This window comes from Streptomyces flavidovirens DSM 40150 (assembly GCF_000429085.1).
Lineage (GTDB): Bacteria > Actinomycetota > Actinomycetes > Streptomycetales > Streptomycetaceae > Streptomyces > Streptomyces flavidovirens.
The window spans coordinates 63417-77703 of the sequence record NZ_AUBE01000023.1 but is presented as its reverse complement, the minus strand read 5'-3'; the positions used below and the strand labels follow the sequence as shown (position 1 = coordinate 77703).

At 74.0% G+C, this 14287-nt stretch carries 9 protein-coding genes and 1 pseudogene; 7 read left to right on the top strand and 3 right to left on the bottom strand.

Translation table 11 applies throughout. From position 1 onward, the window contains the following. The 3 genes and pseudogenes from G412_RS0125130 (at position 1) to G412_RS38475 (ending at position 4110) form a co-directional block, all read left to right on the top strand. The gene (locus tag G412_RS0125130; RefSeq protein ID WP_028814488.1) at positions 1–1296 is read left to right on the top strand and encodes a PP2C family protein-serine/threonine phosphatase; all 1296 of its coding nucleotides are present in this window, start codon (positions 1–3) and stop codon (positions 1294–1296) included. A 112-nt stretch (positions 1297–1408) separates the two neighbouring features. Continuing rightward, positions 1409–2782, top strand: coding sequence for a vWA domain-containing protein (locus G412_RS0125125; RefSeq protein ID WP_028814487.1), 1374 nt, complete (start codon positions 1409–1411; stop codon positions 2780–2782). A 64-nt stretch (positions 2783–2846) separates the two neighbouring features. Then, positions 2847–4110: pseudogene (locus tag G412_RS38475) on the top strand (FHA domain-containing protein). A gap of 72 nt (positions 4111–4182) precedes the next feature. On the opposite strand, the gene G412_RS0125115 reads toward G412_RS38475, so the two are convergent. Beyond that, positions 4183–5160: a methyltransferase domain-containing protein gene (locus G412_RS0125115; RefSeq protein ID WP_028814486.1), complete on the bottom strand. Its 978-nt coding sequence runs from the start codon at positions 5158–5160 to the stop codon at positions 4183–4185. A gap of 116 nt (positions 5161–5276) precedes the next feature. On the opposite strand from G412_RS0125115, the gene G412_RS0125110 reads away from it, so the two are divergent. The 4 genes from G412_RS0125110 (at position 5277) to G412_RS0125095 (ending at position 12951) form a co-directional block, all read left to right on the top strand. Further along, positions 5277–5681 (top strand): globin, encoded by a 405-nt coding sequence (locus G412_RS0125110; RefSeq protein ID WP_028814485.1) that lies wholly within the window; start codon positions 5277–5279, stop codon positions 5679–5681. A 211-nt stretch (positions 5682–5892) separates the two neighbouring features. After that, complete coding sequence (locus G412_RS0125105; RefSeq protein WP_028814484.1) at positions 5893–9228, top strand: FtsX-like permease family protein; 3336 nt, start codon at positions 5893–5895, stop codon at positions 9226–9228. Between the two features lies 1 nt (position 9229). Continuing rightward, positions 9230–11995, top strand: coding sequence for an FtsX-like permease family protein (locus tag G412_RS0125100; RefSeq protein ID WP_028814483.1), 2766 nt, complete (start codon positions 9230–9232; stop codon positions 11993–11995). Continuing rightward, complete coding sequence (locus tag G412_RS0125095) at positions 11992–12951, top strand: ABC transporter ATP-binding protein (protein WP_028814482.1); 960 nt, start codon at positions 11992–11994, stop codon at positions 12949–12951. The genes G412_RS0125100 and G412_RS0125095 overlap by 4 nt, the downstream gene beginning before the upstream one ends. Positions 12952–13091: 140 nt before the next feature. Here the strand turns inward: G412_RS0125095 and G412_RS0125090 are convergent, their stop codons facing one another. Further along, entirely contained in the window at positions 13092–13811 is a 720-nt protein-coding gene (locus G412_RS0125090) for a DUF8185 domain-containing protein (RefSeq protein WP_037649810.1), read from the bottom strand. Then, the gene (locus tag G412_RS35925; protein ID WP_037649808.1) at positions 13808–14284 is read right to left on the bottom strand and encodes an acyl-CoA thioesterase; all 477 of its coding nucleotides are present in this window, start codon (positions 14282–14284) and stop codon (positions 13808–13810) included. The genes G412_RS0125090 and G412_RS35925 overlap by 4 nt, the downstream gene beginning before the upstream one ends. Positions 14285–14287: the final 3 nt, after the last annotated feature.

Here is a 14287-nt window from a genome sequence, read left to right as displayed (position 1 = left end):
ATGTCGCAGATGCGCCAGCTGCCTGCTGAGCCGACCTGTCCCGGCTGTGAAGAGCCGCTGGAGCGCGCGGACTTGTTCTGCGGGGCGTGCGGGTACGACCTGTCCGCCCTGTCGCAGGCGCCGGTGGACCACCCCACGGTGGCCATCACGGTGCCGCCCACGGCGGGCGGCGCGGAGCCCGGCCCGGAGCTGCCGCCCGCGGCCATACGGTACGACGATCCGCCGCGCGCGGCGCCCGCGTCCGGGATCGACGACTTCGAGCTGGCGGCGCCCGGCCTCGTACCCCCGCGGCCGGAAGCGGAACCGCAGCCCGTCGACCCCCGCTCCGTCGTGCCCGAGCCGACGCCCCCGTCCGGCACGGTCGCCAAGGTGTGCGTCGCGTGCCGCACCGGCCGGATCGACGAGGACGGCTACTGCGAGAACTGCGGCCACGCCCAGCCCCGCGAGCGCGACCACATGGAGCAGGAGCTGGACGCGGTCGCCGCCGTCAGCGACCGCGGGCTGCGCCACCACCGCAACGAGGACTCGTTCGCGGTCTCGGCGGCGGCCCTGCCCGACGGTTCGCCCGCCGTCGTCGCGATCGTCTGCGACGGCGTGTCGTCGGCGACCCGCCCCGACGAGGCGTCGGCAGCCGCCGCGACCGCCGCCAACGAGGCTCTGCTGGAGTCCCTGCCGCGCGGCACGCACCCGCAGCAGGCGATGCACGAGGCGATCGTCGCGGCGGCGGAGTCGGTCAACTCTCTCGCGACCGACCCGGCTCACGCCATGGACCACGACCCGAACCGCCACACCAACGCGCCCGCCTGCACGCTGGTCGGCGCGATCGTGGCGAGCGGGCTGCTCGTCGTCGGCTGGGTCGGCGACAGCCGCGTCTACTGGGTGCCCGACGACCGCACCGCACCCCCCGCCCGCCTCACCGAGGACGACTCGTGGGCGGCCCAGATGGTGGCCGCGGGCCTGATGAACGAGGCGGAGGCGTACGCCGACGAGCGCGCCCACGCGATCACGGGCTGGCTCGGCGCCGACGCGTACGAACTGGAGCCGCACACCGCGTCCTTCAAGCCGGACCGGCCGGGCGTCGTGGTGGTGTGCACCGACGGCCTGTGGAACTACGCGGAGGCGGCGCACGAGATGGCGCAGGCCGCGCCGGCCGATGCCGCCGCCCGGCCGCTGCACTGCGCCCAGGTGTTGGTGGGGCACGCGCTCGACGGCGGGGGCCACGACAACGTAACAGTGGCCGTGCTGCCGTTCGCCATGCCGGAGCAAGGGGCAGGATCGGCCTACGGCACGGCGTAAGGCCCCTGCATCCCGACCACACCCGTCACTCACTCACCGCCTTGACCGCCAGCACCAGGTGTCTCGTGGAGTGAGTGGAGTGGAGTCCGCCCGTCCGAGGAGCCGATTGACCATGGCCAATTTCTCGAAGTCGCGTGTGCCTCAGTTCTCCGTCGACGTCTACCAGAACGAGTACCTGCCGGAGGGCGGCCGCGAGGTCAACGCGATCGTCACCGTGACGTCCACCGGGGGCGGCACGAGCGGGGCCGCCGCGCTTCTTACCGGGGCCGGGGCCTCGCCCGCGTACATACCGGGAGGACAGCCGCCGGGCGGGCCGGGCGCCGCCGTCGTGATCATGGTCGACTGCTCGGGCTCGATGGAGTACCCGCCGGCCAAGATGCGCAACGCGCGCGAGGCCACGGCGGCCGCCGTCGACACCCTGCGCGACGGAGTGACCTTCGCGGTGGTCGGCGGTACGCACCAGGCCAAGGAGGTCTATCCGGGCAACGGGCGCCTCGCGACCGCGAACCAGGTGACCAGGGCGCAGGCCAAGGAGGCCCTGTACCGGCTGACCGCGGGCGGCGGCACGGCGATCAGCACCTGGCTGCGGCTGGCCGATCAGTTGCTCGCTCAGGCGCATGCCCCGATCAGGCACGGCATTGTGCTGACCGACGGACGCAACGAGCACGAGTCCCCCAAGCACCTCCAGAACGCGCTCGAAGCCTGCGCGGGCCGCTTCACCTGTGACGCACGTGGCGTCGGTACGGACTGGGACGTCAAGGAGGTCACCGGCATCGCCTCGGCGCTGCTCGGCACGGCGGACATCGTCGCCGACCCGGGCGGGCTCGCGGCGGACTTCACGCAGATGATGGAGAAGGTGATGGGCAAGGAGGTCGCGGACGTGGCGCTGCGGCTGTGGACGCCCGTCGGTGTGGAGATCAAGTTCGTCAAGCAGGTGGCGCCGTCGGTCGAGGACCTGACCGGGCGCCGCACCGAGGCGGGCCCGCGTGCCGGGGACTACCCGACGGGCTCCTGGGGTGACGAGTCCCGCGACTACCACGTGTGCGTGCGGGTGCCGGAAGCCGGCATCGGCCAGGAGATGCTGGCGGCCCGCGTCTCCCTGGTCCGCCCCGATCCGTCGGGCGGTACGCCGCAGACGCTCTCCCAGGGACTCGTACGCGCGGTGTGGACGGACGACGTGGCGGCGTCCACCTCCATCAACCCACAGGTGGCGCACTACACGGGCCAGGCCGAACTGGCACACGTCATCCAACAGGGCCTCAATGCTCGCAAGTCGGGCGATTTCGATGGAGCGACGGCGAAACTGGGGCGCGCGGTGCAGTTGGCGGCCGCTTCCGGGAACGCGGACACCGCGAAACTCCTTTCGAAGGTGGTGGAGGTCGTCGACGCGACGACCGGTACTGTGCGACTCAAAGCGAAGGTCGCGGAGGCGGACGAGATGACCCTCGAAACGCGCTCGACCAAGACGGTTCGCGTCAAGAAGTAACCAAAAAGCTGTGTGAAGTACTGATTTGCGGCCTTCGGGCCGGACGAGAGGGGGAAGCGCCGACATGCCGACCTGCCCGAACGGACACCAGTCGGGTTCCGACGACTGGTGCGAGGTCTGCGGCCATCGCATGGCCGGCGCCGTGCCGCCGCCTCCCCCGCCCCCTCCGCCGCCGCCCGCGCCCGGTTACGGCTACCCCCAGGGCCCTGGCCCTGGTCCTGGCCCCGGTGCAGGGCCTGGTCCCGGTGCTGGGCCTGGTCCCGGTCGCGGCTCTGGTTACGGCTTCCCGCCGCCGGGGCCGGACGCCACCGCCCAGGCGGAGCTGTGCCCGCAGTGCCGCACGCCGCGCGAGGCCATGGCCCCGTTCTGCGAGGAGTGCCGCTGGAACTTCCTGACGAACATGGCCACCTCCTACACGCCGGTTGCCCCGCAGACCTCCGGTCCTGGTCCGGGGCGGCCCCGGCCCCGGCCTCAACCTGCCGCCGGGCTTCCAGGCGCAGCAGCAGGGGCCGCCTCCCCCGCAGCCCCGTGATCCGTACGAGTACCAGGCCTCGCGCCCGTCGCAGATGAACCGGCCGGCCGAGCCACTGGCACCGGCGCCGGCTCCGGCGCCCGAGCAGTCGGGCCGGCAGGCCCCGCCGCACGCGTTCCAGCAGCAGCCGCCCTTCCAGCGGCCGCCGGGCCCGCCGCCGCCCCCGTCGTTCCAGCAGCAGGCACCGCCCGCACCGCCGCAGCGCCAGCAGCCGCCGGCGCCTCCGCGGCGGGACCGCAACGGTGATGACGACTGGATGCTGCCCCCGCCGTCCCAGCAGCAACCTCCCCGGCAGCAGCCCCAGCAGTCACAGCCACAGCCGCCGCAGGCACAGCCACAGCAGTCACAGTCACAGCCGCCGCAGCAGCAGCAATACCAGCCGCCCGCTCCGGCCGGCTGGACGGCGACCGTGGGCCCCGACCGTGAGTACTTCATGGCGATGATGCAGCGCAGCGGCCCCGACGCCGCGGGCCTCAACCTCCCCGCGTACTCGCCCGAGCAGCAGCGCCCGCTCACCGGCAACCAGGTCACGATCGGCCGCCGCCGCCAGAGCACGGGCGAAGCTCCCGACATCGACCTGTCCGTACCGCCGGAGGACCCGGGCGTATCGCACCAGCACGCGGTCCTGGTCCAGCAGCCCGACGGCTCCTGGGCGGTGGTCGACCAGAACTCGACGAACGGCACCACGGTGAACGGCGCGGAGGACCCGATCCAGCCGTACGTCCCCATCCCGCTCCGGGACGGCGACCGCGTGCACGTCGGCGCGTGGACGACGATCACGGTCCGCAGGGATTAACAAAGCCCCCGGACGCCCCGGAACCCCGCGGCAGCGGGGTTCCGGGGGCGAAACCTCGCGGCAGCGGCCGATCTACGCCGCCCCCGCCGCCCCGCCCAGCGGCCATGCGTACGGCCCCTGCGGATCGTCCAGCCACGCCCACTCGCCGTCCCCGGCGATCGTGATACCGAAGCGTTCCCGCGGCGGGCGATGCTCGCGGTGCCACAGCGTCAGCGCCTCGTGCGGGTCCAGGCTGCCCGCGGTCAGCGTGAGCATGAACCGGAACAGGTCGTTCTCCAGCGCTCGGCGCGGCAGCCCGCCCAGGTTCCCCGACGTGGACTCCGCCGGGCCGCCGCGCAGCGGCACGAAGTACGCCGGAGTGTGCAGGAAGCGCCCCTCCGCGTGCGTGGCGTCCCGTACGCCCAGCGCGATCAGGCCGGTCGCCAGCGGCGCCACGATCCGCGCCCCCGGCCGGCACTGGGCGAGCCAGGCGCACGGTACGGACGGCAGGGCGCAGGTCGCGATGATCCGGTCGAAGGGAGCGCGGGCGGGACAGCCGCGCGCGCCGTCGCCGGTTACCACCGTCGGGTGGTAACCCGCCGCCTCCAGGTGCTTGCGTGCCGACTCCGTGATCTCCGGGTCGAGGTCGACCGTGGTCACCTTGTCGTCGCCGAGGCGGTGCGAGAGGAGCGCCGCGTTGTAGCCGGTGCCCGCGCCGATCTCCAGTACGGCGTTCCCGTCCCGTACGTCCAGCTCCTCCAGCATCCCCGCCATCAGCGACGGCTGGCTGCTGGAGGAGACCAGCTCGCTGCCGCGCATGCGCGTCGCCAGGGGCGCGTCCGAGTAGACCCCTGCCAGCCACCGCGCCCGCCGCCTGGGATCGGGGTCCTCGCCCCACAGCCGCTCGTGGCCCGCCGGGCCGGGGACGAAGTAGTACGGCACGAACAGGTGCCGCGGGACCTCGGTGAAGGCCGCGCGCCAGGCGGGGTCGTCGAGGGCCCCGGCCGCCGTCATGTCCCGTACGAGTGCCGCACGGGCCTCGGCGTACTTGTCCACGTCAGGTGCGCCCATACGCCCACTGTCGCGCGGCGCGGGCCGGGAAGCGAGTGGCTGGGGGCCGTGGGTGGGCGTTGGGTGGCGGTCCTAGGCCTTAGGTCGTCGGCCGGTCCGTCTGAGACGATGGACGGGTGAAAGAGATTCCGCGCGGCACGCTTCAGGAGCAGACCTTCTACGAGCAGGTCGGCGGCGAGGAGACCTTTCGGCGCCTGGTGCACCGGTTCTACCAGGGAGTCGCGGAGGACCCGCTGCTCAAGCCCATGTACCCGGAGGAGGATCTGGGCCCCGCCGAGGAGCGGCTCGCCCTCTTCCTGATGCAGTACTGGGGCGGCCCCCGTACGTACAGCGACAACCGCGGCCACCCGCGCCTGCGGATGCGGCACGCGCCGTTCACCGTCGACAAGGCCGCGCACGACGCCTGGCTCAAGCACATGCGCGCCGCCGTCGACGAGCTCGGGCTGTCCGAGGAGCACGAGCGGCAGTTGTGGAACTACCTGACGTACGCGGCCGCTTCGATGCTGAACACCGAGGGCTGACGCGGAAGCCTGACGCGGGAGGGGCGAGACTGAGGGGCCGACGCCCGCATCGCGGTGACCGGCGCCCGCAATCCGGTCACGATCGCGTCAAGTCCCCTGTGGAAGCGGTTTCGTCCGCCACCCGACTCTGACAGCATCCCCACAGGCCAATGGCACCGGCAGAGGCCTATGGGTGCGTAGCACCACGGTGTGGCGGTTTCGGGGGGAACGGGTGGCGGGGTTCATATTTCTGCGCGTACGCGCGCATCGGCTGCTGCTTGCCGCCGCGCTGCTGTCCGTCCTCCTGACGACGGCCGTACTCGCGACCCTCACCGCCTTCTCCGGCTCCATCGGTGACGCCGGGTTCCGCCACTCCCTGCGGACCAGGAACGCCGCGGCGTCAGCGTTGCTGATCAAGGGGGAGGCGCTGACCGGCGGGCACGCGAAGGCGGACGACGCAGTGCTGGCCGGGGCGCGCCAGGCCTTCGACGGGCTGCCGGTGGAGCTGCGCGGGCTCGGCCGCTCGGGACCGTACGCCCTGCCGCCCGGCCTCCGGTCGTCCGGCGCCACCGACGAGGACCCCGACCTCACGCACCTCGCCTCGCTGGACCGCTCGCGGGTACGGCTGACGGCGGGTGTCTGGCCCGGCAGGGTGACCGGCGCCGTCGCCGACGTGGCGCTGCCCGAAGTGGTCGCCCAGGAGCTGAAGGTGAAGCCCGGCCGGAAGGTGTTCGCCCTCACCGACCGGCTCGGCGGCGCGGCGCTGAAGGTCCGTGTCACCGGCCTCTACCGGCCCGCCGACCGGGCTGATCCCTACTGGCAGTTGGACGAGCAGGGCGGCCGCGGCGTCAGCAAGCTCGCGTTCACGACCTACGGTCCGCTGCTCGCGGACCCCGCGCTCATGAGCTCGGGCCGTGTCAGCACGGGCCACGTCGGCTGGCTGGCGACCGCCGACTTCCGTACGGTCACCACCGACCGGATCGGGCCGCTGCGCAAAGCCGCGAAGAGCGCCCTCGCCCATCTCGACGCCCAGGAGCCGCTCAAGGGGAAGGTCACCGTCCGCACGTCGCTGCCCGACGTGCTGGACCAGTCGGAGCGCTCGCTCCTGGTCTCCCGTTCAACGCTGCTGATCGTCTCGCTCCAGCTGGTGCTGCTCGCCGGTTACGCGCTCCTCCTGGTCGCCCGGCTGCTCAGCTCCGAACGGGCGGGCGAGACCGCCCTGTTGCGGGCCCGCGGCGGCTCCCGGCAGCGCGTCACCGTCCTCGCCGCCGCCGAGGCCGTCCTGCTCGCCGCCCCCGCCGGGCTGTGCGCGCCGCTGCTCGCCGGGCCCCTGACCCGGCTGATCGCGGGGCAAGGGCCGCTGTCCCGGATCGGGTTGCGTCTCAACACCCCCCTGACCGGGCAGCTCTGGCTGGTCGGCGCGGCGGTGGCGGCCGGCTGTGCGGCGGCCGTGGTGGCACCGGCGCTCGGCGCGGGTCGCGAGGGCGGCGGCCGCGCCCGCGCGCTGCCCGGTCCGCTGCGGGCGGGCGCGGACATCGGGCTCCTGGTGATCGCCGGTGTCGCGTACTGGCAGCTCGACCGGCGGGCCTCGGGCAGCGGTGCGCTCAGCGGTGACCGCGAGGGCAGGCTGGGCATCGATCCGCTGCTGGTCGCGGCCCCCGCGCTTGCGCTGCTGGCCGGCACGCTGCCCACCCTGCGGCTGCTGCCGCCCCTCGCCCGCCTCGCGGAGCGCCGCACCGCCCGTGGCCGGGGCCTGTCGGCGGCCTTGGCGGGCTGGCAGCTCAGCCGCCGTCCGATGCGTGGCGCGGGCCCGGTGCTGCTGCTCGTGCCGGCGGTGGCGATGGGTGTGCTGGCGATCGGGCAGGGCGCGACGTGGGACCGTTCGCAGGACGACCAGGCTGACTTCAGATCGGGTGCGCCGGTCCGCGTACTGGGCAGCGGTACGCCGCAGTTGGGCCAGGGCGGGGTGTACGACGCGTTGCCGGGCGTACGCTCCGCGGCGCCCGCCGCCCGTACCGGTCTGGAACTGTCCGACGGGCGCTCGGCGACCGTTCTCGCCCTGGACACCGCGCTCGCCGCCGAAGGGCTGCGGCTGCGCGACGACCTGGCCGAGGGTGGGGACGCGGACCGCGTGACCGGCGCTCTGACGCCCGCGAAGCCGGGGCGGGGTTCTGACGGGGTACTGCTGCCCGAGGACACCGCCCGGCTCGCCCTCGACATGACCTTCCGGTCGACGAACCTGAACGCCGGCGACGACCTGGCCCCGTCCCTGAGAGTCACCCTGGAGGACCGCTACGGCGTGCCGTACCAGCTCTCGATGGGGCCGCTGCGGCCGGGCGGCCGCCCGCACACGTACACGCTGGACATCGCCGGGGCGGCGGGCGCCCCCGAGGGGAAGCCGGCCGGGCCGCTGACGCTCACCGCGATCGACATCGACCAGGAGTTGCTGGACGTCGCGGACGCGCGGGAGCGGCTGACCCTCGGCGCCGTACGGTCGCTGGGCGCGGACGGCGACTCCCGTGAAGTCCCGCTGCCCAAGGGGCTGAAGTGGCGCGCCAAGGCATCCATCGGCACGACGGACCCGTTGTTGATCGACGTCATGCCGAGCATCCGCCGGCTCGGCTCCTCCGCGGCCGCACCGCTGGACATCACGTACGACACGGGCAGACCGGAGAGGGCCGCCGGCCAGTACGCCGACCCGCTGACCGTCGGCATTCGGATCACCGCCGCCGCTCCCGAGCCGCCGCTGCCCGCCGCCGTCGTGACCGACCGCTTCCTGGACTCCAGCGGCGCCGAGGCCGGTTCCGTCCTGGAGATCCCGCTGGCGGGCGAATCGCTGAAGGTGAAGATCACCGCAGTGGTACGGGAACTGCCGACCACGGGGCCGAGCACCCGTACCCTCGCGCAGGCCAAGGACCCCGAGACCGAGGGCGGCGCGGTTCTGCTCGACCTGCGGGCCGTCAACCAGGTGCTCGCCGCGCTGCCCAACGCCTCGCTGCCGCCCACCGAATGGTGGCTGTTCACCGAACCCGGCGCGTCCGGCGACGTGGCGTCGGCGCTGCGCGAGCGGCGCGACCTCGACCCCGCGCAGATCCAGGTGCGCGACGAGATCGCCCGCGAGCTGCACGACGACCCCCTGGGCGCGGGCCCACAGGCGGCGCTGATCGCGGCGGCCGTCGTCGCGGCGGCGCTGGCCGCCGTCGGGTTCTCGGTGAGCGTGGCGGGGTCGCTGCGGGAACGTTCCGCCGAGTTCGCCGTACTGCGCGCCCTCGGCGCACCCCGGCGCCGGCTCGCCCGCCTGCACGCCGCCGAACAGTGCCTGCTGATCGGCCTGGCCCTGCTCGTCGGGCTGGCCCTGGGCACCGCGCTGGCCCGGACCGTGATCCCGCTCATCGTGCTCACCGAACAGGCCGCCCGGCCCGTCCCGCACGTCCTGGTCGAACTGCCCGCCGGGCCGGTGACGGCGCTGCTGGCCGGGGTGGCCGCCGTACCCCTGCTGATCGTGGCGGCGCTCGCGCTGCGGCGGGGCGATCCGGCGACCGCCCTGCGCACCCAAGGAGGCAACTGACATGGGCGGGACGGCGAAGAAGGCGGTCGCGCCGTGGGTCCGCACCCGGCTGCGTGCCGCGCCGGGCCCGGCCGTCGCGCTCGTGCTGCTCGTACTGCTCACCTCCGCACTCGGGGCGGCGTTCCCCCGCGCGGTCGACACGTACGAGGACCGGGGCCTGCGCCACGCGGTGCGCACGGCGTCGGCCGGCCAGAGCGTCATCGAGCTGACCACCGACCTGTCGGACGACACGATCAATCCGTCCCGACGCCACGAGTACGCCCGGCCCGCCCTCATGGCCGAGCGGTACCGGAAGGCGGAGGAACTGCTGCCGGACGGACTGCCGGCCGATGCCCCGCAGTCGGCGTACGGCGTGCACACCATCGAGCCGTTCATCGCGGACGACCCCTGGCTCCCCCGCCCGGACGGCCTGCCGCCGAGGTTCTCGCTGAGCACCCAGTCCGCGCTGTCCCAGCACTCCCGGCTGCGCGACGGGCGGCTGCCGCGGGCCGGGGCGGCCACGGTCACCGGGCGGACGGGCGCGGTGGAGGCCGCGGTCACCACCGCCACCGCGAAGTCACTGAAGCTCAGGGTCGGTTCCACCGTCCACGTCGGCTCGCCCGTGCGGCGCGGCAGCCTGGCGGTGACCGTCACCGGGATCGTCGAGCCGCGCCGGCCCGAGCTGAGCTACTGGTCGTACGAACCGTTGCTCCGCACCCCCGGTCTGCGGTTCGAGCCCACTTCCGGCGCGCCCATGCGGTACTGGGTCGCGGCGCTGCTGCTGGCCCCCGAAGCAGCCCCCGCGATCTTCGGCGTCGACCCGAGCCCCGAGCTGTACTGGCGCTTCGCACCCCGGCCCGACGCGTTCACGGCCGCCGGTCTGCCCGGTCTCAGAACCCGGATCGCTTCCCTCGAACACGGCCCCGGCCTGGCCCGGATGCGCGCCGAGGCCGTACCCGGCGTGAACGTCGACTCCCGCCTGGACGACCTGCTCGCCTCCTACTCCGGGACCCTCGGCGCCATCGGCCCCGTCGTCGCGGTCGCGGCGTTCGGCGTCGGCACCGTCGCGTCCGTGGTGCTGCTGATGGCCGGCGGCCTGGCCGCCGCGCGCCGCGGGGCCGAGCTCGCCCTGCTGCGTTCACGCGGCGGCTCCCTCCGCGGCATCGGCGGACGGCTGCTCGCCGAGACAGCGGTCCTGGCGGTGCCCGCCGCCGCGGGCGGCTGGGGGCTGGCCGTGCTGCTGCTCCCCGCCGGCCGCGCGCTGCCCGCGGCACTGGCCTCCGGGGCCGTCGCGCTGATCGCCTGCTGCGCGCTGCCACTGCGCGCCGTGTACGTCCACCGCAGGCCGCGGGCGCACGGCGGGCGTAACGACCTGGTGCACGCGAGACCGTCCAGGCGGCGTACGGTCGCCGAGCTCACCCTGCTCACGCTCGCCACCGCGGCGGTCGCCGCACTGCGCCGCCGGGGCGCGGGGACGGGCCAGGTCGACCAACTGGTCAGTGCGGCCCCGGTACTGGTCGGCGTCATCGCGGCGCTCGTTCTCGTACGCCTCTATCCGCTGCCCCTGCGGCTCGCGGCCCGGTCGATGGCACGGCGGCGCGGCGCGATCGGGTTCCTGTCGCTGGCCCGCGCGGGCCGCTCCCCCGCCACGGCCGCGCTGCCACTGCTCGCCCTGCTGACCGCGCTGACCACTGCGGCCTTCGGCGGCTCCGTACTCACCGGGATCGCGGACGCGCGAGAGCGGGCGTCGACGCTGGCGGTCGGCGCGGACGCGCGGATATCGGGGCTGAAGGCCCTGCCGCCCTCGCTGGCGGGTGCGGTGCGCGAGGCCGAAGGGGTGCGGGAGGTGACGCCCGTGCTCATCGACTACGACCTGGACCTGCGCGACCGCGAGGGCTCGGTGTCCTTGGTGGCCGTGGAGCCCGAGTCGTACGCCCGGCTGGCGCGCCGCACCGGCCTGGGCGCTTTTCCGGCCGAGATCCTTGAGCGACCGGGCGAGCGTCCATCGCCGGCCGGCCCGGTCCGGGCGATCGCGTCCCCGTCGGTCGCCGGGCGGCTCGGCGCGGGTACGACGCGATTGACCTCCTCGGCGGGGAACTTCGAGGTGCGCGTGGCGGCCCAGCGCCCCACCACACCCGCGCTGCCCGGCGAAGGCTTCCTGCTTGTCAACGCCGCCGACCTGGACCGTCCCCTGCCGAACACCCTGCTGGTCACCGGCGACGGCATGGACACGGCGGCCGTATCGGCGGCGGTACGGGACGCCGGGAAGGGTGCCGAGGTGAAGTTCCGCTCCGAGGAGCGCGCCGCGCTCGCCGACTCGCCGGTCCAGGCGGGCGCCGGCTGCCTCTACACGGCGGCCGTGGCGGCGGGCGCCGGATACGCCGTACTGGCCGTACTGCTCTCCCTGCTCCAGACCGTCCCCGAACGCCGGGCGCTCCTCGCCCGGCTGCGCACCATGGGCCTCACCCGCGCGCAGGGCCGGCGCCTGCTCGTCCTCGAATCGCTGCCGCAGGCGCTGCTGGCGGCGTTCGGCGGGGCGGTGGTGGGCTGGGCGGCGATCAAGCTCGTGGGCCCCGGCCTCGATCTGGGGGAGCTGGCGATGGCGGCGCCGAGGCGGCTGGAGGTGCTGGACGCGCTGGGCGTCGTACAACTGCGCACGGACTCCTGGTCGTTGCTCCTGCCGGCCTGCGCCGTTGTCGCGATCGCGGCGGTGGTGGCGTTGGTGCAGGCCTGGTGGACGACGCGCCTCAGGACGACAACGGAACTCAGGGCAGGAGACGCCACATGACAACCGACACCTCCCCCACATCCCTCGGTGAGCTCGAACGGCGGGCGAAGACCCACCGCGCCCGCCCGGCGTACGGTCACGACGCGCTGATCTCCTGCGACCGGCTGGTCCGCATCTTCACGACGGACGGCGTGGAGGTCCAGGCGCTCCAGGGCCTCGACCTGCTGGTGGACGAGGGCGAGTTGATGGCCCTCGTGGGGGCGTCGGGCAGCGGCAAGTCCACTCTGATGAACATCCTGGCGGGCCTGGACGAGCCGACGGCGGGCGCGGCGAAGGTGGCGGGCTGCGACCTGCTGACGATGGGCGCGAAGGAACGGCTGCGGTACCGGCGGGACGTGGTGGGCTTCGTCTGGCAGCAGACGGCACGCAACCTTCTCCCGTACCTGACGGCGGCCCAGAACGTGGCGCTCCCCATGCAGTTGCGCGGCCGTAGCCGCAGCCGTGACCGCGCGGCCCGCGCCGACGCGCTCCTCACGATGCTGGAGGTCGCCCACTGCCGCGACCGCCGCCCGCACCAGATGTCCGGCGGCGAGCAGCAGCGCACAGCGATCGCGGTGGCGCTCGCCAACAGCCCCTCGGTCCTCCTGGCCGACGAACCGACCGGAGAACTGGACTCGGCGACCGCGGAACAGATCTTCGGGGCTTTCCGTACGGCGAACGAGGAGCTGGGCACGACGATCGTCATCGTCACCCACGACCAGCAGGTGGCGAGCGAGGTCCGCCGCACGGTGGCCATCCGCGACGGCCGCACGTCGTCGGAGGTACTGCGCCGGACGGAGGTCGACGCGACGACGGGCCAGGAGTCGGTGGTGGCGAGGGAGTACGCGATGCTGGACCGGGCGGGCCGCCTGCAGCTCCCCGCGGAATACACCCGGGCGCTGGGTATGGAACACCGGGTCATGCTGGAACTGGAACAGGACCACATAGGAATCTGGCCCGACAACACCAGGGATTGACCGGACCGGCACAGCTCGAACCCGGCCACCCACCCACCCAGCCCGTCCGGCGTTTGCGGACGGAACCGCCCGCTGGGCCCCCGGCCGCACCGCCCGACCCGTCCCGGCGCAAGCCGCTCCAGGGCCCCCGCCGGCCCCACCTACACCGGGGCCACCGAAAGCACCCCGAGCCCTGCGCGACGTACCGCGATCGACCCGTACGGCGTGCGCAGGCGGAGCCAGCCGCCCGCAGCCAGGAGCGCGACCGCGGCCGGGTCCGCGTCGGCCCGGCGCGCGGGCCTCAGGAAGCCGAGCGACTGCGCGGCGTGCACCGCCCGCAGCGGCAGCTCCGTCTCGCCCAGCGTGCGTGACCAGATCTCCCGCCCGATACGGTCCCGAGCTGCCCGCGTCCGGTCCTCCGGGGCCAACGCCTCGTCCCGCGCCCGGAATTCCGCGACCGCGGCCGCGACCGCCGCGCGCATCGCGTCGGGCCCCGGCAGCCCCGGAACCTGCCGCCAGCCGCCACGCGGCGGCAGCACCCCGGCCCACGGCGGCCCCGTAACCGCACCGGGCACGGCAACCGCCCCGGTGGACTCGTCGATGCCTTCGAGAAGCTCCCCGGCAGACACGGTGACGTCAAGATCACCCGCACCGGCACTGGCACCCGCACCCGCGCCACCCGCATCCGCCCCCGCAAGCCGCGAGGTCCGAACAGCCAGTACGTCGAACGACGGCGGCCGCCCGAAAACCGCCACCGCCCCACCGCCCACCTGCAGACGAACCGCCGCGGCCCGGTCGTAATGGATCAGCCGCCCGAGGAACGCGGCAAGATCCGCCGCCTCCCCCGCGTCGGCAAGCACCAGCCCGCTCAGCGCCGTCATGCGGCGACAGCCCCCCGCGTCCCGCGCCGGCCGGCGCGATCGCCGGCGCCGCCGTCGTCCAGGTACTCCTGGAGGAACGACTTCTCCTCCGCCGAGATCCGCCGCGGCCGCGCCGCTTCGAGGTCGTACGGCACGACGACCGTCGAGGCCCGGACGTACACGCGCTCGGAGCCGTCGGCGTCCGTGTCCTTCACCTCGTACGCGATCGTCAGCGACGCCGCACCGATCTTCGTGACCCACGACTCGATGGTCACCGGCTCGTGCCGGTGGACCAGCGGCAGCTTGTAGTCGATCTCGTGCCGGGCCACGACAGACCCGCCGGCGAACGACGGCGAGCCGTCCCCCGGCGCCAGCCGGAACATGAAGTCGATCCGCGCTTCCTCCAGATACCGGAGGAAGACGACGTTGTTGACGTGCCCGAAGGCATCCATGTCCGACCAGCGCAGAGGGCAGCGGTAGATGTGACGCGACAAGAT